Genomic DNA, 24,067 nt, shown 5'->3' with positions numbered 1-24,067 from the left:
CATGGTGCCCGATCTTCGGATGCCGCTGCTCGCCGCAGTCGCTCGCGCTACGCTCGTGCTGTTCCGCCACCGTCGCCCCACGTGATCGCCCGTCGTCACGAGCCGGACGACCGACCGAGAGGCCCGCCTCAGTGCCCGAATCCTCGACCGCCGATCCGAGCGCCAAGAGCACGCCGGCCTACGCCGCACTCGCGACACGACTGCGCGACCGCATCCTGTCGGGCGAACTGCAGCCGGGTGAGCGCCTCCCCAGCGACACGGAACTGACGGCGGAGTTCGGCGTCGGCCGGAGCACCATCCGCGAAGCCCTACGGTCGTTGGCTAGCCAGAATTTGATCCTCACCACTCGCGGCGTCACGGGCGGCAGCTTCGTGGCGGTGCCCAGCGTCGGCCACATCAGCGAGCACCTCGAAACCGGTGTCGCGCTCATGACCACGGCCGATGCCGTCACTGTCGACCAGCTGATGGAGGTACGCAACCTCATGGAGGTGCCTGCGGCGGGCATGGCCGCCTTCCGCCGCACCGAGGACCACCTCGATCAACTGCGCGCCTCGATCTTCGATCCCACCGACGCCCAGGGGCCGGAGACCTTCGTCAAGAACCAGGAGTTCCACCTCGTCCTGCTGCGCGCTGCGCAGAATCCCCTGCTCGAACTCATCACGGCACCGGTGTTCCGGGTGCTGTCGAAGCGTTTCGGTCGTGATCACGCGCCGGAGGGCTTCTGGCAGTGCGTCGACCACGACCATCGGGCGATTCTCGACGTCGTCGCCGCGGGCGACTCGATGTCCGCGATGGACATGATGCGTCGCCACCTCGACCATCTGGGCGGCTCCTACCGACAGATGGACAAGCTGCGCACTCAGTAGCACCAAACATCTGCTCTTTCGTGAGAATTGACCGCATCAGATCTCGCAGATCCGGTCAGAACTCCCCCTTGACGGTCTAATCATCTGATGTTTATGGTTCAGGTGCAGGCATCGCCGACCGACACAGGGAGACACCGTGGCAGTCCATCCGGCCGTTCTAGGGCGCTTCTTCGAGGATTACGTGGTGGGTGACGTCTACCAACACCCTCTGGGACGCACCGTCTCGCAGGCCGACAACACTTGGATCACGCTGCTGTCGATGAACACGAACCAGAACCATTTCAACGCACATCTCGCGGCGCAGAACCCGATCACCGAGGGGCGCGTCATCGTGAACTCGGGCTTCACGGTTGCGGTGATTCTCGGCATCTCCGTACTCGACATGAGCCAGAACGCGATCTCCAATCTCGCGTTCACCGACATCAAGATGTCTCACCCCGTGTACGAGGGCGACACGCTGTACGCAGAGAGCATCTGCACGGGCCTGCGACTCTCCGAGTCCCGCCCCTATGCCGGCATCGTCTCGATGATCACCCGTGGCCTCAATCAGGATGGCGTGGAGGTGATCTCGTGGAAGCGCTCCGTCATGGTGGCGACGCGTGAGAGCGGCATCGGCCAGAACTACTTCCCGGAGGCGCAGAGCGGTCCGCTGCAGCTGCCGTCCGACACGAAAGGCGACGCACGATGAAACCACTCGAGGATGTCCGCATCATCTCGCTGGAACAGTACGGCGCAGGCCCGTTCGGCAGTCTTCACCTCGCTGATCTCGGTGCCGACGTCATCAAGATCGAGGACCCCAACGTCGGCGGTGACGTCGGCCGGTACGTGCCGCCGTTCAACGAGGGCGAGGACTCGCTCTTCTTCGAGACGTTCAACCGCAACAAGCGCAGTCTGTCGCTCGATCTCTCCACACCCGCCGGGCGCTCTGTCTTCGAGGACCTCGTGAAATCTAGCGACGCAGTCTATTCGAACCTGCGCGGTGACGTACCCGCCAAGATCGGCATCACGTACGACGATCTCAAACACCTCAACCCGGCCATCGTCTGCTGCAGCCTGACCGGGTTCGGTATGACCGGTCCGCGCGCGAAGGAACCCGGCTACGACTACATCCTGCAGGGACTCGCGGGCTGGATGAGCGTCACCGGTGATCCCGACGGCCCACCCACCAAATCCGGTCTCTCGCTGGTGGACTACTCGGGCGGGTTCGTCGCCGCGATCAGCCTGCTCTCCGGTCTGCACGCCGCGCGGCGCGACGGTGTCGGCGGGGACTGCGACGTGTCGCTGTACGACACCGCGATGTCGCTGTTGACGTATCCCGCGACGTGGCATCTCAACGCGGGTTTCGAGCCGGTGCGAACCAAGAATTCGGCCCACCCGTCGCTGGTCCCGTTCCAGGCCTTCGAGGCCACGGACGGCTGGCTCATCGTCGGCTGCGCCAAGGAGAAGTTCTGGGAACGGCTCGTCGTCGCCATCGGCCGACCCGATCTCGGTGCCGATCCTCGCTTCGCGAGCTTTTCCCTGCGGGGGCAGAACAAGGACGTTCTGCTGCCGATGTTGGAGGACGTGTTCGCCACCGACACCGTCGCACATTGGTTGTCGCTGCTGGGCCCGGCAGGCGTTCCGTCCGGACCGATCAACGACGTGGCGCACGCGCTCACCGAACCCCACACGCTCGCACGCAATCTCATCGTCGAGACCGAGCACCCGGTGTACGACACGGTGCGCCAACTCGCCTCCCCCGTCAACTTCGGGCCGCAGCGTCCCGAATACCGACGTGCACCGCAGCGCGGGGAGAACCTCGAGGAGATCGTGGCCGACCTCGGCTACGACGAGGAGACCATCGCCAGCCTGCGCCGTAGCGGCGCCTTCGGCGAGGTGACGGCCGAGGCACACGCGTGACCTCCACAGTGCTGTCCGAGTGGGCGACGGGAGTGACCCTCGACGATGTGCCGCCGGCCGTGCGGCACGCGACCGCTCGTCACCTGCTCGATTCGGTGGGTACCGCGGTGGCCGCGCAGCGTCTGGGCCACGGACGCGCCGCATGGACCGTCGCCGACGGTCTGGGCGGCCCTCCCGAGGCCCGCCCGTTGACGGGAACCCGCGCCCTGTCCGCGCCGGCCGCCGCCCTGGCCACCGGCGTTCTGGTGCACGCGCTCGACTTCGACGACACGCACGCCGGGGCGCTCGTCCACGCCACCGCCGTCACCCTGCCGGCAGCCTTCGCCGTCGGCCAGCAGACCCACGCCACCGGTGCCGAGGTACTCACAGCCGCGACACTCGGCCTCGAGACGGCCTGCCGACTGGGCGCTGTCAGTCCCCACGGGTTCCACGCTCGGGGGATCCACGCGACCGCGGCGGTGGGCCCGTTCGCCGCGGCCGTCGTCGCCGGGCGGCTCGGGAAGTTCGACAGTGAGACTCTGGTCCATGCGCTCGGCATCGCTGGATCGTCGAGCTCCGGTCTCCTCGAGTTCCTCGACACCGATGCCGACACGAAAGCGCTGCACCCCGGCACGGCCAGCTTCAACGGCATCCTGGCCACCCGCCTCGCAGCCGCCGGCGCCACCGGACCGGGCTCCGTGTTGGAAGGGCGACGGGGCGTCTATGCGGCACTCACCGATCGACCCGTCGACCTGACCGTTCTGACCGACGGATTCGGAACCCGCTGGGAAGCAATGGGGATTGGCATCAAGCCTTACCCCAGTTGCCAGCTGATGCACGTCACCCTCGACGCGGTGTCCGCCGCTGTCGCGGGCCACGACGTCCACGTCGACGACATCCGTGACATCGAAGTGCTGGTCCACCCGGACTCCACCCCGTTCGTGTGCGGACCCAACACGGGCGTCGCCTCCCCGCGCAGCACGTACGACGGCAAGTTCGATCTGCCGTGGAGCGTGGCCGCGTTGCTGCGCGACGGGGCAGTCGACGTCTCCACCTACACCGACGCGTCGATCGCCCGAGCCGACGTGCTGACGACGGCGCGCACGGTCCGCGTCGTCGAACGTCCCACCGACGGGCCCGCGGCCGCCGCTCCCGGACACGCCACCATCACCCTCGCCGACGGCCGTGTGCTCGTGGGAGACGTCGGCGGAAGTCGCGGCAGTGCCGCATTCCCACTCGACGACGCGGCACTGCGGGAGAAGTTTCTCGGCAACTGCGGCCACGACGCTCGTGCGGACGAACTCGCCGATCGCGTTCTCGGACTCGCCGACGAACACGACCTCTCCGCCGTGCTCGATCTCGCCGCGGCCATCGCGCCCGCCCCCTGACCCTCGCCTGGAAGAAGGACACCACCATGGATTTCACGTACGACGAACAGCAGACGGCGTTCCGTAAGGCATTGCGCACCTTCGTGGACAAGGAGATCGTCCCGGTCGCGAACGAATGGGAGAAGACCGGCCGCTACCCCACGGAGATCGTCGACCACATGAAGGCCATGGGCCTGTTCGGGATCACGACGCCGGAGGAGTACGGCGGCCTCGAACTCGACAAGGTCTCCTTCACTCTCGTCTACGAGGAGTTGGCGCGTGGATGGATGGGCATTGCCGGCATCGTCGGCAGCCACAACCTCTCGTGCTGGATGATCGCCAAGCACGGCACGGACGAGCAGAAGCAGTCTCTCCTCCCGAAGCTGGCCACGGGTGAGTGGCGCACCGGCGTCGGCCTCACCGAGCCAGGTGCGGGCACGGACCTGCAGGGCATCAAGACCACCGCCAAGCGCGACGGCGACCACTACGTCGTGAACGGCGCGAAGACGTGGATCACCAACGCGCGGCATGCGAACGTCCTGCCCGTGCTGGTGAAGACCGACACCTCCGCCACCCCTTCCCACAAGGGCATGAGCCTGCTGCTCATCGACACCACCAGTGAGGGTTTCGAGGTCCAGCGTGACATGGGCAAGCTCGGTTACAAGGGCACCGAGTCGTGTGAGATCAGCTTCGACAACGTTCGGGTGCCGGTCGACGCACTCCTCGGCGGCGTCGAGGGCCGTGGACTGCAGCAGGCGTTGTCTGGACTCGAGATCGGTCGACTCAACATCGCGGGTCGCAGTGTGGGAATCGCGCAGGCGGCCTACGACGCCGCGCTGCAGTACGCGAAGGAGCGCACCGCCTTCGGGCAGCCTATCGCCGAGTTCCAGGCGATCCAGTTGAAGATCGCCGACATCGCCACGCAGCTGCAGGCGGCCCGACTCATGACCTACTGGGCTGCATCGCAGGCAGATTCGGGCAAGCGCGTCGACATGGAGGCGGGCATGGCCAAGTACTTCGCGTCGGAGGCCGCCATCACCGCCAGCCTCGAGGCCATGCGCATTCACGGCGGCTACGGCTACTCGACCGAGTTCGTCGTCGAGCGTCTCTACCGCGACGCGCCGCTCATGGCCATCGGCGAGGGAACCAACGACATCATGCGCACCGTCATCGCGAAGTCGTTGGTCGCGGGATCGAGCGTGATCGGGTGAGTGGGGCGCTCACCTACCTCTACGTCCCCGGCGACATGCCGGCCCGCTTCGACAAGGCGCTCGCCTCGGGTGCGGACGCCGTCGTGCTCGATCTCGAGGATGCAGTCGCTCTGCGGGACAAGGACTCCGCACGCGCGGAGGTGGCCGCCTGGGTCGCTACGTGCGAGCCCGGTGACGTCGAGGTGTGGGTGCGCGTCAACCCGGGCCCGCTGCAGGAGGCCGACATTCGCGCGGTGGCGCATGCCCGGCTGACCGGGGTGTGGCTCCCCAAGGTGGGGTCACCCGAGGAGATCGCGATCGCCGATCGGGTGCTCGCCGGCGTGTGTCCACACGCCGCGGTGTCGCCGTTGCTCGAGACGGGTGCGGCGCTGTTCGACGCGCTCGCCATCGCGCAAGGACCCCGCGTGCGCTTCCTGCAGATCGGTGAGGCCGATCTCGCCGTCGACCTCGGTATCGACGGCGAATCGGACCCCAGCGCGCTGCTGTTCGCGCGGTCACAGGTGGTCGCGGCCAGCGCCGCCGCAGGCCTCCTCCCCCCGCTGGGGGCCGTGTCCCGCAACTTCCGCGACCTCGACGCGTTCACCGCGGACACGCAGTCGCTGTCGCGTCTCGGCTTCGTGGGCCGCGCGTGCATCCACCCGGCCCAGGTCCCGGCGGCGCGCGCGGTGTTCGAGCCCACGCCCGAGGACGTCACCCGAGCACGCGCCGTGCTCTCCGCCCTCGAGTCCGGTGGGGCCGGGGTCGACCAGGACGGTCACCTCATTGACGAGGCAGTCGCGAAGCGGGCACGACGGGTGATGGAGCGCGCGTAGAGGGCAAGTGGGTTCGGGCCCGAAACATGTCGGTGCCCTGCTGTAAACAGTGAGTAGGCAGACGGATGATTCCTGCCACCGACGCTCGGTTCTCCGACGTCGAGCTAGCTGTTCGCACAGAATCGAGAACCCATGGACCACGACAGTCGCGGCTTGGGCGGTATCCCCGCCGGCAATCCCGGATTCACCGTCGCCGTCGAGATCGACCGGCCCTTCGACCAGATCGAACCGGACGAGTACCTCCGGTTGTTGCACCTGGTCGGTGACGACGCGGCCAGGATCGACCGGTCCCTACTCGGTCACGCACGCGTCGTCCTCGACGTACCCGGCAGCGGCTGGTGGGTCTCCGGACAGGCCGCCCTCCACGCCGTCGACAGGCTGGCAGAGGAGTGGACCGTCCTCGGCGTCGAGACGAGCCGATCGGACCTCTGGTCCGCCAGCCCGCACATAGCCGACAGTCGCCTCCCCCGCACTCGCCGACTGCCGGCGAGTGAGGGCACGCGGTACACCGTCATCATCGAAATCGAGCCGTACGACGAGCTCGTCGATGACGTGGAGCTGTCCGACTACTTCCGGTCCAGGGAACGCGCGGACGTCGTCGTCGCCGACAACGGGCGTCGGCACATCATCGTGTCGAGGCGCGACTGGGACGTCTCCTGGGCCTGCCAACTCACCGCCAAATCCCTCCATGCCATCAGCAATGCGTGGTCCATCACACGCATCAGGACGATCGAGACCGCGGTATGGAAACGAGAGCACTCTCGTCCGCGCGTCGACAATCGGCCGACGGCAATCCCGGAGTGGCAGTACGCACTCCGCATCGACGGCACCAGATGCGTCGTCGTCACCGACAAGGATGTCGACCTGGACAACTGGTACGCGAAGTACACCAACTCGGACGGCATGTCGGGCGTCGAGCAGTTCTTCCACGGCCCCGCCTGGTTGACCGACGACGGCGTTGCGAACCTACGGAGGAACGGCGACGCCATCGACGCATGGATCGCTCCCTTGCCCCGCGGTGGACTCCTCGACAACATCACCGACGGATACGGCCGAGTTCTGCCCGTCGACGACTCCGAGGGCACCGCAGCATGGTTGATGGAATCGATGTTCGACAAGCCCGCCGGCCTGATCATCGAACTCGGTCCCAGCGACTACGACCCCGACGACGAGGGGGACGTGTTCAACGCGCAGATCCACGTCCTCGACGACGGCGTGTACATGGTGCGCCGATCGCGAGCCGTTCTCCAGCGACTCCGACTGGTCGACCATGGTGTCGAGGGGTTGGAGCTGGACCACTGGCATCACGACGACCACTTCGACGACTGCACGGACGGTTATCTGTTCAGCCGCGACACCCAGCTCATCGCCAACGCGTGCGTCGCGTGGTTCCGGCAGAACGGCGTGACCGATGAGCGCAGTGCGCTGGGCTGCTCGTACGAGTTCGTCGACGAACTCCCCCGCACCTCCTGATAGTCCCACGAGAGGACCCCATGACATCGACGTCCGACGCCCTCACTCGCGCACTGAATGACGTGCCGTTGAAGGAGATGGACCCGTCACTGCTCGCCCACGCCATCCGGTACGAGGCACGCGGTCGAGGAATGGAGACCTCACCGCTCGAGGATGCTTTCGCCGTGGCGTCCTACGCCCATCTGATGCAGCGCCGCACCACTCGCGGCGATCAGATCAACGATCCGTACATCACGCACCCGTCTCGAAACGTGCTGCGCCTCATGAGGTACGGATGTGCTGATCTCGACGTACTCGTGGCCACAGCCCTGCACGACACCGTCGAGGATCAGTCCGACCGCATCGTCGATCTACTCGGCGGGAGCCAGGCTCTCGGCGCACTCGAGGCACACTTCGGTGCGGAGGTCGCACGCCTCATCGAGGCCGTCACCACCCCGCCGCGCACCGGCGAGGACCGTGCCGCGCAGTACGTCGAACACGTGACGACCGTGATCCGCGACCCGAAGGTCTTTCTGGTCAAGGTGTCCGACTTCGTCGACAACGCCGGCAGTCTCGAGTATCTCGCGGACGACGCCAAGCGCACGAAGCTGCTGAGCAAGTACGCGCCGCTCGTCGAGATCGTCGAGGCGGCGGCCACAGAGCACGGCGAGGCGCTCGGACTGACGGCGGACGGAATGGCGAATCTGCGCGGTCACCTGGCGTCGATCAAGGAACAGACGGCGGGCTGACGTCCCGCCTCCTCCGATCCGCTCGACTTCCGGTCAGCCGCGAGGGTTGCGCCGCGCGCGGACGGCTGATGCGGGCGCGAATCAGTCGTCGACGACGACCCCGTACCGAGTCGCCAGATCCGCGAGGCCGTCGTCGTACCCCTGCCCCACTGCTCGACACCTCCATGCGGTGCCCCGTCGGTAGATCTCGGTCAGAATGAGGCTCCGCTCGGTGGTCGCGGCGTCCAACACTGCAGTGGCGACGCGCGATTCAGGCGTGGAGAGCGAGATCGACACGGCACCGACATCACCGAAGGTGTGCTCGTTCTCGATCGCTGCGGCGATCACGATGCGCTCGATGTCGTCCGGCACGACACTCAGGTCGATGCGGACGCCCTGCTCACTGTCCCCGTCGAGGGACAGCACCACGGCCCCGTCGGACGTGGACGGGGCGTTGTAGAACACGAAGTCCTCGTCGCTGGACACCACCTCATCCGCTGTCGTCAGGAATGCGACCACGTCGACGGCGATGGGATCTGTGTCGGCGGCGCGCCACGATGCGTCCACCGTCACCACAGTGGTGTTCTCCGGCAGATCGACGACGCCTCCGCGCGGAACGAGCGGGGCCATCGACGGCCGGGTGATGACCTCGGCGCGCGGCGTCACCTCGTCGAGGTTCAAAGCCCTGTCCACGTCGATCGAGGACAGTGTCGTCAGCTGTCGTTCCCGTACGCGTGGCATGCGCGGGTCACCGTCGCCGTGGGAGAGCAGGAGTACGTCGGTCACGCCCGCACTCAGATTGACGGCGGGGGTGGCTCCCAGCTGGATCAGTCGCGACCGCATGAGCACGGACTCCGCGTGGGAGCCTCCCATCACCAGGACACGGCGAGTCGCCCACGGTGCGGCGGACGGCGCGGGCAGAGGCATCGTCGCCACGACGGGCTTCCGTGGGCCCTTCCGGGTGCCGGGGCGAACGACGCGCACCAGATCGTGCAGCACGTGCTCCGTGATCACCGGAATGCCCTGTGAGCGAGCCCGAGTCACCTTCACACTCTCCGACGCGGGATCGGTACAGACGACGACACTGGTGTACCTGCTGACGGAGTTCATGACGTCGAGGCCGGCCTCGGTCAACTGCTCGGCCAGACGGAGTCGTGGGATGCGCGTCTCGCCGCTGATGACGACGCGCATTCCTTGAACCAGCCCGTGTGCGACGTCGAGCCGTCCGGGGTTCTCCCAGGGGCACTGTGTTCGAGGGATGGAGTCCGGGTAGAGCGTCAGGCGGTCACTGCAGGTGACGACGGGAAGTGGCAGATCGAGTGAGCGTGCCAGCCGAGAGCTGTGGGTGAAGATCTGCGCCAGGACGTGGGCATCGTCGTAGGCGTCGTGCGCCCGCGACTGCATCACCTTCCAGTGCGCGGCGAGGGTGGACAGCTTGTGATTCGAGAGGTCGGGCTGGAGTCGTCGGGACAGAGCCAACGTGCACAACCTCTGACGCGTCGGCATGTCCAGACCGGCGCGCATGGATTCGAGCTTCAGAAATCCGTGATCGAAGCTCGCGTTGTGCGCCACCATCGTGCGTCCGTCGAGCATCGACATGAGCTGCGGCGCGATGTCCTCGAAGCGCGGAGCGCCGGCCAACCGCGCGGGTGTCAGCTTGTGGATGTGGACCGGGCCGGGATCGCACCCGGGATTGACGAGAGTCGACATCTCACTCGCGACGCGTCCGTGATCGTCCAGCGTCAGGGCAGCAACACTCAGCACCCGGTCACGGTTCGCCTTCAGCCCTGACGTCTCGACGTCGACCACGACCCAGCGGTCGTCGGGCACCGAGGTTGCACTGCGCATGGACATCCACCTTCGTGAGGAAACAGACTGCCCGGTCACTATGCACGACGACTACGACATCTCAGTTGTCCGGCGCAGCCGTGCTCGCTCGGGTGACCAGGCTGGGGGCGATGCTGAAGCGTCGGGTGCTCGACTTCCCGGACTCGATCTGCTCGAGCAGGATCTCGACGCTCCGCACGCCCACCTCGCTGAACTCCTGGCGGATCGTGGTGAGCGGAGGTGAGTAGAACTCGGCGTCCGGAACATCGTCGAAACCGACCAGGCTGATGTCCTCGGGAACCCGCCGCCCGTGGGCGTCGAGCGCGCGCAGCACTCCGAGCGCCATGGAGTCGTTTCCCCGCGAACACGGCGGTGACACCCTTGATCTGCGCGAGGACGGTGCCGGCGGCGTAGCCCGACCGGGCGGTCCAGTCCCCGTTCATCATCGGCGGCGGATCGATCCCCCGCTCCTCCTGCACCGACCGCCACCCGCTCACCCGGTCCGCGGCCTCGTACCACCCCAGAGGCCCGGCTACGTGCCACACCTCTCGGTGCCCGAGTTCCAGGAGATGCGACGTGGCGTCCCTCGCTCCGAGGACCTGGTCGACGGACACCACCGCGAGATCTCCGGCGGGCGACCCCTCGACCGCGACGAGCGGCAGTTCGCCGGCCAGCCCCGCGATGTCGCCGTTGTCGGTGCGCAGCGGCGCGACCACCACCACACCGTCGACACCCTGCTTGTGCAGACTCCGAACGCACGCGTTGATGGCGTCCTCCTCCAGCGAGGTCGGAACCCCCACCAGCACCGAGTAGCCGGCGTGCCGGGCGGCCCGCTCGACGCTGTACAGCGTCGAGACCGGTCCGTGCAGAGCAACTCCCGTCGCGACGATGCCGATGGTGCGGTTGCTTCCGGTGACCAGAGCCCGAGCCGCGGTGTTGGGCCGATAGCCCAGCTGGGTGATGGCCTGCGTGACCCGCGCCCTGGTCGCGTCGGTGACGTGGGGATGACCGTTGATCACCCGCGAGACGGTCTGATGGGACACCCCGGCAAGTTTGGCCACGTCCGTCATGGCCGGCCCTCGAATCGGCGTCACAGTCCCCCCAGTTCACTCGTCCGTCGTCCAGGATCGCAGGTTCTGCCCCGCCGCGCCGATCTACCTCGACACGGGCGGCGACGCGGTGGCTGCGGGGGCAGCTTTCGTGTCGGTGGAACCGCCCAACATCTCGGCCGGAACCGGGAGACCCATGTAAGTGGACGGTGCCGGTTTCTCGGCCTTGTCCGGTCCACCCCCGCGTCCGCTGGCGGCTCGACGCTTCGTCCAGATGTCGAAGGCGACGGCCGCGAGAAGGACGAGGCCCTTGACCAACTGGACTCGCTCGCTGGGTGATCCGATGAGGGACATTCCGCTGTTGATGACGGCGATGATCAGTCCGCCGGTCAGAGCGCCGACGATGCGACCGACACCGCCCTGCACCGCTGCACCACCGATGAAGGCGGCCGCGATGGCGTCGAGCTCGAATCCGTTACCCGCAGTGGGGCCGGCCTGGTTGAGTCGCCCGGCGAAGATGATTCCCGCCAGGGCCGACAGCACACCCATGTTGACGAAGAGCCAGAACGTGACCGGCTTGACCTTGATGCCCGACAGCGATGCGGCGTGGATGTTGCCGCCGATGGCGTAGACGTGGCGACCGAACACCGTTCGACCGGCCAGCGTGGAGTACCCCATGACGAGCACGGCGAGGAGGATCAAGACGTACGGCAGGTTCTTGAAGCGCGCCAGCTGAACAGCAATGGCGAGCACGAGAAGTCCGGCGAAGGTGAGCTTGGCGATGAACAGCGGCAACGCATCGACGACCTGACCGTACTTCTGCCGGCCCATGCGGGTCCGCCACTGGCTGAACACGATTCCGACGATGGCAGCGATGGCGACCAGCAGCGTGAAGATGTCGGCTCCGCCCAGGGGTCCGAGGCCGACGTTGCCGAGGAATCCGGGGAGGAAGCCGTTGGACAGCGTCCGCACCGGTCCGGGGAACGGCCCGATGCCCTGGTTGCCCAGCACGATGAGGGTGACGGCGCGGAAGACGAGCATGCCGGCCAGCGTGACGATGAACGCGGGGATGCCGAAGTACGCGACCCAGTAGCCCTGCCACGCTCCGATCAGTCCGCCCACGACCAGCGTGATCAGCACTGCCAGCGGCCATGGCACGTTCTGTTGAACCATGAGGACACCCGCGATGGCGCCGGTGGCCGCGACCACCGATCCCACCGACAGGTCGATGTGGCCGGCGATGATGATCACGACCATGCCGATGGCCAGGATCAGGATGTAGGAGTTCTGCACCACCATGTTGCTGATGTTCTGCGGCACCAGAAGTTGTCCACCGGTGAGCGCGGTGAAGAGCAGGATGATCAACGCGAAGGCGATGAAAATTCCGCTCTGGCGGAGGTTTCGCGTGAGCAGCCCCCGGACGGTCGACAGCTGATTCATCGAAGTACTCCTGTTCCACGGGTCATGAGATGCATGAGAGATTCCTGCGTTGCGTCCTCCCGAGTCACCTCACCGGTGATGCGGCCTGCGGACAGCGCGTAGATCCGATCGCACAGCCCCAACAGTTCGGGCAGCTCGGACGAGATCACGAGAACGGCCTTGCCTGCATCGGCGAGGCTGTTGATGATCGAATAGATTTCGAACTTGGCGCCGACGTCGATTCCTCGCGTCGGCTCGTCGAGAATGAGCACGTCCGGATCACTGAAGATCCACTTGCTCAACACGACCTTCTGCTGGTTGCCGCCGGACAGCTTGCCGACGACGGCCTCCACGTTGGGAGCCTTGATGTTCATGCTCTTGCGGAAGCCCTCGGCAACCTCGTACTCGTGGTTGTCGTCGACGAATCCGTGTGCGACCAACTTGTCCAGGGCCGCGGTGGAGATGTTGCGCTTGATGTCGTCGATCAGATTGAGGCCGTAACGCTTGCGATCCTCGGTCGCGTACGCGAGACCGTGCTCGATCGCGTCGTTGACGGACTTGACGTGAATCTCTTTGCCGTACTTGTACAACCGTCCGGAAATATCCGTGCCGTAGCTGCGCCCGAAGACGCTCATGGCCAGTTCCGTGCGGCCGGCACCCATCAGCCCGGCGAGACCGACGATCTCCCCGCGACGGAGCGTCAGATTCGCCTTGTCCACGACGGTCCGACCGTGCTGGGTGGGGCTGTGCACGGTCCAGTCCTCGATCCGCAGCACCTCCTCTCCCACCGTGGATTCGTGCGGCGGGAAGCGGTGCTCGAGATCGCGGCCGACCATGAGCGAGATGATGCGATCCTCGGTGACATCCGGGTTGCGCATGTCCAGCGTCTCGATGGTCCGACCGTCCCGGATGATCGTGGTCCGGTCGGCGATGGCCGCGATCTCGTTGAGCTTGTGCGAGATGATCACGCACGTGATGCCCTCGTCCCGCAGCCCGCGCAGCAGCTCGAGCAGATGGGTGGAATCCGAGTCGTTCAGCGCTGCAGTCGGTTCGTCGAGGATCAGGAGCGTCACGTCCTTGGACAGCGCCTTGGCGATCTCCACGAGTTGCTGCTTGCCGACACCGAGGTCGTTGACCACGGTGACCGGGTTCTCCCGCAGCCCTACACGGTTCAGTAGGGCTGCGGCCTCGGAGTTGGTGCGGTTCCAGTCGATGAACCCACGCTTGGACCGCTCGTTGCCGAGGAAGATGTTCTCGGCGATGGACAGATACGGACTGAGCGCGAGCTCCTGGTGAATGATGACGATGCCCTTGGCTTCGCTGCTCCGGATGTCGGAGAACTCGCAGGCCTGACCGTCGAACACGATGTCGCCGTCGAACGTGTCATGGGGATACACACCCGACAGAACCTTCATGAGCGTGGACTTTCCCGCGCCGTTCTCGCCGCAGATCGCGTGTATCTCGCCGCGCTCCACCGTCAAGGTGACATCCTGCAGTGCTTTCACGCCCGGGAACGTCTTGGTGATCCCGCGCATTTCCAAGATCTGGCTCGTCATCGCCGAACTCACTTCAATTGATCCTCGGTGTAGTAGCCGCCGTCGACGAGGAGCTTCTCGTAGTTGTCCTTGTAGACGATCTCGGGCTGCAGCAGGTAGGCGGGAACGACCTTCTCACCGTTGTCGTAATCGGTCGTGTTGTTGGTCTCGGGGGTCTGGCCCTCGAGAACTGCCTGCGCCATCTGGATGGTGACCGCCGCCAACTCGCGGGTGTCCTTGTAGATGGTGGCGTACTGCTCACCGGCGATGATCGACTTGACCGACGGAACCTCGGCGTCCTGACCGGTGACGATCGGGTACGGCTGACCGGCGGTTCCGTATCCGTTGCTCTTGAGCGCGGACAGGATTCCGATGGACAGACCGTCGTAGGGCGAGAGCACGCCCTGCACCTTCTGACCCGACGAGTACGTCTTGGTCAGCAGGTCTTCCATGCGCTTCTGGGCGGTCGCCGGGTCCCACCGAAGGGTTGCGGCCGTCTCGAAGTCGGACTCACCGCTGCCGATATTCAGGGTTCCCTTGTCCAGGTACGGCTTCAGGGTCTCCATGGCACCGTCGAAGAAGAAGGTGGCGTTGTTGTCGTCGGGCGAACCGGCGAAGACCTCGATGTTGAACGGGCCGGCGGGGGCGTCGGCCTTGTCGGTGCCGTCCTCGTTCTTCAGGCCCAGGCCGACCAGCAGGGACGTGGCCTGGTCGACGCCGACCTTGTAGTTGTCGAAGGTGGCGTAGTAGTCGACGTTCGGCGAGTTGCGGATCAGGCGGTCGTACGCGATGACGCCGATGCCGTTGTCCTTGGCTTCCTGCAGCTGCGTGGTGATGGCGGTGCCGTCCACGGAGGCGACGATCAGCAGCTTCGCGCCCTGGGTGATCTGGTTCTCGATCTGGTTGACCTGGGTGGGGATGTCATTCTCGGCGTACTGCAGATCGACCTTGTAGCCCTTCGACTCCAGCGCGCTCTTCAGGTTGTCGCCGTCGGCGATCCACCGGGCGGACGACTTCGTCGGCATCGTGACGCCGATCAGAGCGCCGGCCGTGTCGCCTCCCGCCGAGGGGGCGACGTCGGCGGTCTTCGTGCTGGACCCGCACGCGGTCACCGTGATCGCTATCGCCACCGCGGCCGCAGCCACCGGTAGGTGTCGGAACTTCATCGTGTCTCCTCGGGTGGTGGCTGGTCGGCAGGGCCGGCATTCGATTCGCCGTGCTGCGGATCATGCTGCTGTCGAGTGGTGTGAATCACACCGCCCAGCGAGTGTGAGCGATAACATCGACGATGTCAACGGGTCCCCCGAACTGGACTTTGCGACGTGTTAGCGCTAACAGAGTCCGCAAGTCGATCCGCGGTGTCACCACCCCGCTCAGACCACCGTTATGCTTCGGTGCATACAACTACCGAATCAGGACGACTCATGACTCACCCCGGATCGCACGCCTTCGACGACGGCCTCACCCTCGAGCCTCTGGGCGACGGTCGCTACCGCGGCCGGACCTCCGCGCCGTACAACAACATGGTCGGCCCCTTCGGCGGGCTCACCGCCGCAACGCTGGTCCGGGCCGTCGAGCTTCATCCCGACCGACTGGGCGACCCGGTGACGCTGACCGTGAACTTCGCGGGGCCCATCGCCGAGGGCGAGTTCGAGATCTCCACTCGCGCCGTGCGGACGAATCGCAGCAACCAGCACTGGTACCTGGAGCTGAGCCAGGACGGCACGGTCGCCACCACCGCGACCGCGGTCTTCGGTACGCGCCGCACCACCTGGGACGCCCTCGAGTCGTCGCCGCCCGCGATGCCCGACCCCGCGGACGTCGACACGATCGACTTCCCCGAGTTCATCGCCTGGGCGAACAACTACGAGATGCGGTTCACCGCCGGCGCATTGACCGAGACGGAGTCCGCCGATTCCGTTGCGACGCTGTGGATCCGGGACTCTCCCCCGCGCCCGATGGACTTCGCGTCCCTGACGTCGATGAGCGATATCTTCTACCCGCGGGTCTTCCAGCGGCGCGGGAAGTACGTCGCCGCCGGAACCATCTCGCTCACCGTGCACTACTTCGCGACGGCGGAGGATCTCGCGGCTCAATACGACGGGTACGTCCTCGGGACCGCGCACGCACGACGATTCCATCAGGGCTACTTCGACCAGACCGCCGAGCTGTGGAGCACCAGCGGCACTCTCCTCGCCACCGGACACCAGGTCGTCTACTACAAGGACTGATATCGGGTCCCTGCCGAGCCGCAGTGTGCACAATGTGACACAGGGCACGTAGGTCGTGCGCCTCGCGGATCGACCGGCAGGAGAGTCATGAAGAGCACCATGCAGGACACCCCGTTGTCCATCGGCCAGCTCGTTCGATACGGCACGTCGATGCACGCATCGGCGACGATCACCACGTGGAGCGAGGCGGGGCCGTCGAACATCACCTTCGCCGAGCTCGGTCGACGCGCCGCCAGACTCGCCCACGGTCTTCGAGCGCTCGGGATCGACGGGGACCAGCGCGTCGCCACCTTCATGTGGAACAACTCGCAGCACATGGAGGCCTACATGGCCGTGCCGGCCATGGGTGCCGTGCTGCACACGCTGAACATCCGCCTGTTCCCCGAGCAGCTCACGTACATCGTCGAGCACGCCGAGGACAGCGTCATCATCGCCGACGCCAGCCTGCTCCCCTTGCTGACGCCGCTCCTGCCGACCATGACGACCGTGCGGCACCTCGTCGTCGTGGGCGCCGACCCCGCACAGGTGCAGGCACCGGACCACATCGAGGTGCTGGGCTACGAGGACGTGCTCGCAGGCCATCCCGACGAGTACGACTGGCCCGAGCTCGACGAACGATCCGCTGCAGCAATGTGTTACACCTCGGGTACGACCGGTGACCCGAAAGGCGTCGTCTACTCGCACCGATCGATTTGGCTGCACTCGATGCAGGTCTGCATGACCGATGCCATGGCGCTCGCGCAGTCGGACACCGTGCTCGCCATCGTGCCGATGTTCCACGCCATGTCCTGGGGACTGCCGTACGCCGCGCTGATGGTGGGGGCGTCGCTCATCATGCCGGACCGCTTCCTGCAGCCGGCGCCGCTCGCAGAGATGATGACGACGCTGCGACCCACGGCGGCCGCCGCCGTCCCCACCATCTGGCAGGCACTGCTCGCCCACCTCGAGGACCACCCGGCTGACCTGTCGAGCCTGCGCGACGTCACCGTGGGCGGCAGCGCGTGCCCGCCGAGCCTGATGCGGGCGTTCCACGAGAAGTACGGCGTTCCCATCTCCCAGGCGTGGGGCATGACGGAGACGTCGCCGCTCGGCACGTCCGGGCGCCCCGACGTCGGACTGTCTCCGGAAGACGAGTTCGACTTACGTTGCACCCAGGGACGTTTCGTGTCCGCTGTCCGTGCTCGCCTGGTCGACGATTCGGGCACCGTCTTGCCGTGGGACGGCACGCACGTCGGCGAACTCGAGGTGCGCGGGCCGTGGATCACGGGCAGCTACTACCGCAGCGACGCGTCCGACAAGTTCGACGACGGGTGGCTGCGGACCGGCGATGTCGGCACCATCTCCGAGGGCGGATACCTGACGCTGACGGACCGGTCGAAGGACATCATCAAGTCCGGTGGGGAATGGATCTCGTCCGTCGAGCTCGAGAACCACGTCATGGAGCATTCCGCTGTGCGCGAGGCCGCGGTCATCGGTGTGCCCGATGAGAAGTGGGACGAGCGACCACTCGTCGCCGTCGTCGTGCGCGAGGGTCAGACCGTGACCGCGGAGGAGCTCCGCGACTTCCTCGACGGCCGAGTTGCGCACTGGCAGTTGCCGGAACGCTGGACCTTCATCGACGAGGTGCCGAAGACGAGTGTCGGCAAGTTCGACAAGAAGCGGCTGCGCGGGTCGCATGCGGATGGTGCGTTGGAGGTCGTCGAGGTCGGCTGACACGAACGTCAGACGCGGGACACGAGTACTTCCGTCGACCCGTCGAAGGCGCTTCCCGGTGAAGCTGTGGGTGGGGCGTAGTTGAAGCGGTACCGGGTCGGCTCACTCAGTCGAGTCCGCGCCCATTCCTGCTCCAAAGGCTGGACCGGGAAGGTCGAGACGATCTGGGTCTTCGAGCTCGTCACCAGTCCGTACACGACTGCGGTGGAACCGCTTCCGGGATCGGCCACGAAGACGGTGCGCATCGCGTTGACGGTGTCGAGCACCTCGTCGAAGGCGAGGACGACGCGTGTGGTTCCGACCGGATCGCTGAGCGCCGGCAGGACCGTGGATGCGACGCGCTCCATCAGAGGGGTCTCGGATGCCGTCGGCTGAAGGTGAGTGGGCTCCTTGCCGAAGGCGACGGCCAGGTCGCTCGTGAGCCACCTCTGACGTTTCAGTCCGTAGGGGGTCACCACTGTCGACAGCAGATAGCCGTACGTGTGCATCAGTCCCGCATGGCCGATGGGGAAGTCGTAGACATCGGTCAGCCCTCTGTGGAGCCAGGCGAAGGTCGCCTCGTCGAACACCGGTGCCTGCACGTTGTCGTCGATCACCGTCGACGATGTCCACTGGGCCAACTGCTCGTCATCGTGCTGCGATGCCAGGACCTGCCTCACCAGCCAGGGGGCCGGTCCGCTCGGCTCGTCGAGGTCGCCCGTCCTGCTGAGAAGCTCCGCAGTGGCGGACAATTCGGCGGACAGGCCTTCCTCGCCGGTCACGCCAGCGGGAGCAGGTATTTCGTGACCTGGGCCCAGGTCTTGAAGTTCCCGGTACCGAAGGGGATCAACTCACCCTCGAATTCCTTCGCACCGTTGGCACCTCGATCGTCCACCAGAAAGTCACCCCGGTTGAGATTCTTGTGGTGAGAGAGGATGAGGCGCTTGTAGGCCACCGACCCCGACTCGTAGCCCAGGTGCCACTGCACCCACTTGACCTTGTCGTGCCACGCCTGGGCGTTCTTCCACGGGGCAGTGGACAAGATGTACGTATCGAAATGCTCCGCGAGCAGCCTGTAGGCGTCCAAAGCGCCGTCGATCGGATCCATAAGCGAGAAGATGCGCGGAACCTCGTCCAGGTCATCCTCGAGCCCGACGATTTCGGACGGGTGTAGTCGCTTGATACCGGATTGAAAGTCGACCAGCGTGTTGTCTAGATCGACGTACAGAATCTTCTTTTCAGGCATGCGTCTCCCGGTTGAAACAATGAGGGGGTTGCCGTCCGAGTGGAGGCAACATCAACCTAGCAGTGCGCACTGACACGGATGCGGCCTCGATTGTTCACTCACACATTTCACTAATTACTCTGTGCACTGGCTGTGTCACACCAGGGAAACCAGTCGCTGAGCCCACCACGTCCCTGGCGTGGTGAGCAACGCAGGGACTGAGTTACCGGCCCCTGCATCGGGCCATACCCAACCTTATGGCCACAAGGTTGGGTATGGCGCGGTCGTATCCAACCTTGTCGACGGTGTCGGACGTCGATGCCACTCTCGGCAGTGCCTGGTTCCCACGGCACAGGACCCCACTCCCGCCGACGACCCTTGTCGTGACCATCAGTTGCGATCGGAGAGGATGTTCCCGATGCCACCACGTAGACGCTCCACCACGACTCGCACCGTGAAGGCCGGTCAGAGCAGCGCAGCCCGGAAGTTCGCCGGAACTGCGAAGAAGCCGACCAAGCGCCGCGCACCGGCGAAGAAGACCGCAGCTCCCGACCTGCGCGTGCCCGACGCCGGCGAGCGTGTGTGGGTGCTGGATGTTCCCTTCGAGGACCGCTCCGCCGCGAGTGCTGCAGGAGCGCGCTGGTATCCAGGCCCACGAGTGTTCGCGTACTACGGCACCGAGTTGCCCGAGTACCTGCAGCCGTACGAGTCGATGCCGTACAGCCTGCAGCGGTGGCTCGAGGATGATGCCAACGAGACCTGGCGCCCGGAGACCGTGCATGTCCGTTCCCTGCTCCCTCGCGACACCCAGCTCGAATCGGTCCGTCGGCACCTCACTGCCCTCGACGAGGGCTTCCCGTACTTCGCGCAGATGGACTCCACCGGCTTGGGCAAGACCCTGTCGGTGTGCGAGGCCGTGCGGCAGATGTCTGCCGCCGAAATCGGCACCGTCCTGGTCGTCGCACCGAAGGGTGCGCTGCCCGGATGGCGTCGCACGATCGCGGACAGTGAAGCCGACATCGAGCCCTCCGACCGTAAGCGCTGGCTCCTGGTCACCTACCAGTCGACGAAGAAGCTGCTGTCCGTCCCACCCGACACCGATCTGGGCAAACGCAAACGGACACAGAACAAGCGAACCATCACGCTAGGCGAACTGCGATTCGAGATCGACGTGGTTATCGCCGACGAGTGCCATGCGTTGATGAACATCGAATCGCAGCAGTCGCAGATCGTGTGGCGCTATCAGGAAGCCGCGCGGTCGGTGGTGTGGATGTCCGCGACCCCCGGTTACCAGCCGCTGCACTTCGCGTACATGGCGCGCGCGATCGAGCAGTCACGCGGCGTCGAAATCGTGGGCGACGACGACCAGCTCGGTTACGCCCTCACCGTGAAGTGGGCCAACTTCCTCGAAGAGTCCGGCTTCGCGATCAAGGCCGGCAAGGCGTCGACAGGGCTGGCCACGTGGCGCTGGGAGCCGGAGGATGCTGCCCGTCGCGAGCGCGATATCGCCGCCGTGCACGGGTGGTTGTCGGGAGGTGCTGTGCCGTGGTCGATCTCGCGACCGTCCCCGCCCACACCACGTGAACCGCTCGGGCAAGAACTGACCGCCGCGCAGAAGCGGCTGTACAACTCCGCATGGGTCGACTATCGCAAGGAGGTCGGTCTGCCGATGTGGAAGGTGTCCGGCGGCAAACGGGTGCTGCAGAAGAATCCGAGTGTTCGCGCTGCAACGCTGCGGTTCCGCCAGAAGTGTTCGTACCTCCGCATTCCCGCGTCCGCCGACCAAGTGCGCACGTGGGTGAAGGCCGGCAACCAGGTGTTCGTGTCGATGTTCTACCGCGAGTCCGTCGCCGCTCTCGCCGACGACTTGCGCGAGAGCGGGCTTGCCGTTGCGGTGGTCGACGGAAGCATGAGCAGTCCGGAGCAGGAGGCCGAGATCCGGCGCTTCCAAACCGGGGACGCGACCGTCATCGTGTCGACCACAACGAGCGCCATCAACCTGCACACCAACGAGATGCTGCTGCCCGAAGGCACGACGTCCACGCTCGCGCCGCGGGTGACGCTGATCCACGACCCTCGGTGGACACCCATCGATATCCGCCAGATCGAGGGCCGCGCCAACCGCATCGACAAGGACCACAACCACACGACGTCCACCTGCTACTACGGCTACGCCGAGGGGACCGTCGAGGAGGAGATGGTGCTGACCGGAGTGGAGCGAATCGCCGACCTGGGATCGATCGTCGGTCAGGCCGATCTGATCGATCCGGAAGCGTTCCTGGCGGCTCGGGTTACTGCTGACAGCTAGTCATCATCCGGCAGTACATAGCTGTGGCAGATTGCTACACTAGGTGCACGACAACGAACGGAGCAGCTCATGGGTACGACGTCATCGCTACGGGTCGACGATGAACTGTATGCATCGGCGAAGCTGGTCGGCAGTGCGTCGAGCCGGAGCGCAGCCCAACAAATTGCACACTGGGCACTGGTCGGGCGTGAGATCGAGGCCTCACATCACATAGCCTCACGCGACATCGCCGGGGTATTGGCAGGTCGGCAGAACTACGACGCGCTCACCCCGCGAGAGCAGGCAGTCGTACGCGCGGAATGGTCCGAGCGAATCGACGCGATGTCAGAAGGCCTGGATCTGCGCAGCGAATTCGAGGCAGAAGGACGGGCCTTCGTCGAATGCGACGAAGACGGCGCTGTGATCGAGCACCGTCCCTGACGGAATGACCCGCGACCCGGTCCTGCACCTGCTTGCCGGCCCGAACGGCGCCGGCAAGAGCACCTTCTTTGCTCGGGTGCTGGCGCCCGTCACTCATCTTCCCTTCGTCAACGCCGACGAGATCGCTACCGAGAACTGGCCCGGTGACGAACAAGCGCACGCGTACGACGCATCGAGGTTGGCCGCCGAACAGCGGGTGGCCTTACTCGCACAGGCCGCGTCGTTCGTCACCGAGACAGTCTTCTCGCATCCGTCGAAGCTCGATCTGATCGAGACGGCGAACGAGGCCGGGTACCTCGTCACACTTCATATCGTCGCCATTCCGGTCGACCTGGCCGTAGCCCGCGTCGTCAACCGCGTCGAGATCGGCGGTCATTCCGTGCCCGAGGCAAAGGTCCGTGAGCGATACGTGCGCCTGTGGCCCTTGGTTCGATCCGCGATCGATGTCGTCGAAAATGCCCGCGTCTACGACAATACCAACGCAAGCAACCCCTTTCGCGTTATCGCTCGTTACGACCATGGTCGACTGGTTGGGGACCCGTCATGGCCGTCGTGGGCTCCCGCCGCACTGATGACCTGACACCTCAGCCACGCAGCGACACGTGCAGACCATGCTCGGATGCCGTGTGGATCGGATAGGCGTTGTCCGGGTGCGTCGTGCCCACCGCGGCGTCCGGGTGCGCCTGAAGGAAGTCGTGCACGAACACCGCGATCATCGACGACGCGAACGACTTGCCAGGGCACGATCTCGGACCCTTGCCGAAGGGGATCACCAGCGGGGCGACGTGATCCGTCGCGTGAGCGTTCAGTATCCGGTTCGGATCGAATGTCGGACCGTGAACCGCGTGCGCGGCATGAAGGTTCGGCATCACCAGCGTATTACGGTGCAGATCGACACTGCCGTCACCGAGCGCGATGCGGCAGTCTTCGATCACCCGCCCGTTGAACACGGACCCGGGGGTGTCGATGCGCAACGCTTCCATCACGCACGCACGAACCACTGCAGAATCACCCAGCGACTCGACGGGCACAGCTGAGAAGGCGTCCTTCCATTGCGTGTTGGCGGGAGCGAGCAGATGCTTCAGCGTGGCGAGAATGGCCGTGCGCGTCGTGTCGACGCCGGCGATGAAGGACGTCGTGGTGTCGTCACGGACCATGGTCGACGAGAACCCCGAGATGCCGTGCAACCGCCTGATGTGGCCGGCGATGGTGTCGTCGAGCGGCATATCCGCCAGAACCGAGGCGTGCCGCACCAGTGTCCGAGTGTTGATTCGCATCCACCGCTGCTCCCGCGAAAACGTCCAACGTTGCAGCCGTGGCTCGACTCTCATGGCGTATGTGTTCGCACACCGTCGAAGGCGTAAGAAGTTGTCGTACATCGCATCTGCGAACGGCAGTGTCTGATGGGCACCGCTCTCGTCGACGTAGTCGATCACCGTCGTCGCCGCGTCACCCCACACTGCCTCCGCCACAGCAGCGCGGACGCACTCGGTGACGATCGGCCGCAGGTCGATGCTGTCGTCACCCGCACGAACGTGCGTCGGCAGTGCGCGCGTCATCGCTTTAAGGGCGGATCCGGCGCTCGTCGCCACGATCATGTTGCGTTTGCGGTCGCGGAAACGGGGCTGTTGCGCAGAGGAGAAGGTCAGCGCTTCGGGACTCAGTTGACCGAACGAATACTGCGCGGCGGTGTCACGATCGATGTGCACACCGGCGATCTTCGGGTTGACGATCGCTTCGATGGCCCGGCGCGACACCGCGTACAACTGCACTCGACTGCCACGCCAGGTACCGATGAAGTCGGACTCCCGATCGTCGACGAAGAGGTAGTCGCGCGACAACTTCTTGCCGAACGCGTCGGACACCTTCCGCTCCGACGACAACGGCAACGATCCGCCGACGAAACGGATCCCTTGCCGTTGGTAGCTGGCGCGCTGAGCGAACACCGACGCCACGCCACCACGCTCCTCGACAGGGCCGGGTCTGCCACGAACCGGACTCAGCGTGACAGTAGTGCCCAGCAGGTCACTGCGCCTGGGATGGTTCA

At 65.6% G+C, this 24,067-nt stretch carries 21 protein-coding genes and 1 pseudogene; 13 read left to right on the top strand and 9 right to left on the bottom strand.

Translation table 11 applies throughout. The annotated features are described in order from the left end of the window. Positions 1 to 131 precede the first annotated feature (131 nt). The 8 genes from QE449_RS05915 to QE449_RS05880 all read left to right on the top strand — a co-directional run bounded on the left by QE449_RS05915 (position 132) and on the right by QE449_RS05880 (position 8,335). The gene (locus QE449_RS05915; protein WP_027504876.1) at positions 132 to 866 is read left to right on the top strand and encodes a FadR/GntR family transcriptional regulator; all 735 of its coding nucleotides are present in this window, start codon (positions 132 to 134) and stop codon (positions 864 to 866) included. 136 nt (positions 867 to 1,002) lie between these two features. After that, positions 1,003 to 1,554, top strand: coding sequence for a MaoC family dehydratase (locus tag QE449_RS05910; RefSeq protein WP_027504875.1), 552 nt, complete (start codon positions 1,003 to 1,005; stop codon positions 1,552 to 1,554). Continuing rightward, positions 1,551 to 2,765 carry a CaiB/BaiF CoA-transferase family protein gene (locus QE449_RS05905; RefSeq protein WP_204868763.1) on the top strand — a complete coding sequence of 405 codons (1,215 nt, stop codon included), beginning with the start codon at positions 1,551 to 1,553 and terminating at the stop codon, positions 2,763 to 2,765. The genes QE449_RS05910 and QE449_RS05905 overlap by 4 nt, the downstream gene beginning before the upstream one ends. Further along, the gene (locus tag QE449_RS05900) at positions 2,762 to 4,132 is read left to right on the top strand and encodes an MmgE/PrpD family protein (protein ID WP_222639093.1); all 1,371 of its coding nucleotides are present in this window, start codon (positions 2,762 to 2,764) and stop codon (positions 4,130 to 4,132) included. The genes QE449_RS05905 and QE449_RS05900 overlap by 4 nt, the downstream gene beginning before the upstream one ends. A 26-nt stretch (positions 4,133 to 4,158) precedes the next feature. Then, complete coding sequence (locus QE449_RS05895) at positions 4,159 to 5,322, top strand: acyl-CoA dehydrogenase family protein (RefSeq protein WP_307108441.1); 1,164 nt, start codon at positions 4,159 to 4,161, stop codon at positions 5,320 to 5,322. Continuing rightward, positions 5,319 to 6,134, top strand: coding sequence for a CoA ester lyase (locus tag QE449_RS05890; protein ID WP_307108440.1), 816 nt, complete (start codon positions 5,319 to 5,321; stop codon positions 6,132 to 6,134). The genes QE449_RS05895 and QE449_RS05890 overlap by 4 nt, the downstream gene beginning before the upstream one ends. Positions 6,135 to 6,266: 132 nt before the next feature. After that, positions 6,267 to 7,607: a hypothetical protein gene (locus QE449_RS05885; RefSeq protein ID WP_307108439.1), complete on the top strand. Its 1,341-nt coding sequence runs from the start codon at positions 6,267 to 6,269 to the stop codon at positions 7,605 to 7,607. 20 nt (positions 7,608 to 7,627) lie between these two features. Continuing rightward, complete coding sequence (locus tag QE449_RS05880; RefSeq protein ID WP_307108438.1) at positions 7,628 to 8,335, top strand: HD domain-containing protein; 708 nt, start codon at positions 7,628 to 7,630, stop codon at positions 8,333 to 8,335. Positions 8,336 to 8,416: 81 nt separating this feature from the next. Here the strand turns inward: QE449_RS05880 and QE449_RS05875 are convergent, their stop codons facing one another. From QE449_RS05875 to chvE, 6 genes and pseudogenes are all read right to left on the bottom strand, one after another. Continuing rightward, entirely contained in the window at positions 8,417 to 10,162 is a 1,746-nt protein-coding gene (locus QE449_RS05875) for a TerD family protein (RefSeq protein ID WP_307108437.1), read from the bottom strand. Between the two features lie 61 nt (positions 10,163 to 10,223). Beyond that, entirely contained in the window at positions 10,224 to 10,487 is a 264-nt protein-coding gene (locus tag QE449_RS05870) for a substrate-binding domain-containing protein (RefSeq protein WP_307109687.1), read from the bottom strand. A 133-nt stretch (positions 10,488 to 10,620) separates the two neighbouring features. After that, positions 10,621 to 11,211: pseudogene (locus tag QE449_RS05865) on the bottom strand (LacI family DNA-binding transcriptional regulator); the annotation flags it as partial. An 84-nt stretch (positions 11,212 to 11,295) separates the two neighbouring features. Further along, entirely contained in the window at positions 11,296 to 12,630 is a 1,335-nt protein-coding gene (gene mmsB / locus QE449_RS05860; RefSeq protein WP_222649590.1) for a multiple monosaccharide ABC transporter permease, read from the bottom strand. Next, complete coding sequence (gene mmsA, locus QE449_RS05855; protein WP_285184593.1) at positions 12,627 to 14,165, bottom strand: multiple monosaccharide ABC transporter ATP-binding protein; 1,539 nt, start codon at positions 14,163 to 14,165, stop codon at positions 12,627 to 12,629. Before mmsA ends, mmsB begins: the two co-directional genes overlap by 4 nt. Before the next feature lie 8 nt (positions 14,166 to 14,173). Continuing rightward, positions 14,174 to 15,310, bottom strand: a complete 1,137-nt coding sequence (chvE, locus tag QE449_RS05850; protein ID WP_307108436.1) for a multiple monosaccharide ABC transporter substrate-binding protein — start codon at positions 15,308 to 15,310, stop codon at positions 14,174 to 14,176. 258 nt (positions 15,311 to 15,568) lie between these two features. On the opposite strand from chvE, the gene QE449_RS05845 reads away from it, so the two are divergent. Together QE449_RS05845 and QE449_RS05840 are read left to right on the top strand one after the other, a co-directional pair. Beyond that, positions 15,569 to 16,375 (top strand): acyl-CoA thioesterase II, encoded by an 807-nt coding sequence (locus tag QE449_RS05845; RefSeq protein ID WP_307108435.1) that lies wholly within the window; start codon positions 15,569 to 15,571, stop codon positions 16,373 to 16,375. Between the two features lie 87 nt (positions 16,376 to 16,462). Then, positions 16,463 to 18,088, top strand: coding sequence for a long-chain fatty acid--CoA ligase (locus QE449_RS05840; protein ID WP_027504863.1), 1,626 nt, complete (start codon positions 16,463 to 16,465; stop codon positions 18,086 to 18,088). A gap of 8 nt (positions 18,089 to 18,096) precedes the next feature. On the opposite strand, the gene QE449_RS05835 is transcribed toward QE449_RS05840, so the two are convergent. Both QE449_RS05835 and QE449_RS05830 read right to left on the bottom strand, forming a co-directional pair. Beyond that, positions 18,097 to 18,849 (bottom strand): hypothetical protein, encoded by a 753-nt coding sequence (locus QE449_RS05835; RefSeq protein WP_307108434.1) that lies wholly within the window; start codon positions 18,847 to 18,849, stop codon positions 18,097 to 18,099. Next, complete coding sequence (locus QE449_RS05830; RefSeq protein ID WP_307108433.1) at positions 18,846 to 19,313, bottom strand: hypothetical protein; 468 nt, start codon at positions 19,311 to 19,313, stop codon at positions 18,846 to 18,848. Before QE449_RS05830 ends, QE449_RS05835 begins: the two co-directional genes overlap by 4 nt. A 397-nt stretch (positions 19,314 to 19,710) precedes the next feature. Between QE449_RS05830 and QE449_RS05825 the strand changes: the two genes are divergently transcribed. The 3 genes from QE449_RS05825 (at position 19,711) to QE449_RS05815 (ending at position 22,600) form a co-directional block, all read left to right on the top strand. Next, entirely contained in the window at positions 19,711 to 21,600 is a 1,890-nt protein-coding gene (locus tag QE449_RS05825) for a DEAD/DEAH box helicase (RefSeq protein ID WP_307108432.1), read from the top strand. Positions 21,601 to 21,669: 69 nt separating this feature from the next. After that, positions 21,670 to 22,020 (top strand): hypothetical protein, encoded by a 351-nt coding sequence (locus QE449_RS05820; protein ID WP_052493090.1) that lies wholly within the window; start codon positions 21,670 to 21,672, stop codon positions 22,018 to 22,020. Positions 22,021 to 22,024: 4 nt separating this feature from the next. Beyond that, positions 22,025 to 22,600, top strand: a complete 576-nt coding sequence (locus tag QE449_RS05815) for a zeta toxin family protein (RefSeq protein WP_056073380.1) — start codon at positions 22,025 to 22,027, stop codon at positions 22,598 to 22,600. 4 nt (positions 22,601 to 22,604) lie between these two features. Here the strand turns inward: QE449_RS05815 and QE449_RS05810 are convergent, their stop codons facing one another. After that, positions 22,605 to 23,975, bottom strand: a complete 1,371-nt coding sequence (locus QE449_RS05810) for a cytochrome P450 (protein ID WP_307108431.1) — start codon at positions 23,973 to 23,975, stop codon at positions 22,605 to 22,607. Positions 23,976 to 24,067: the final 92 nt, after the last annotated feature.

This window comes from Rhodococcus sp. SORGH_AS_0303 (genome assembly GCF_030819335.1).
Taxonomy (GTDB): Bacteria; Actinomycetota; Actinomycetes; order Mycobacteriales; family Mycobacteriaceae; genus Rhodococcoides.
Note: the sequence above shows the minus strand (reverse complement) of the source record. Positions and strands in the feature narration are given on the sequence as shown.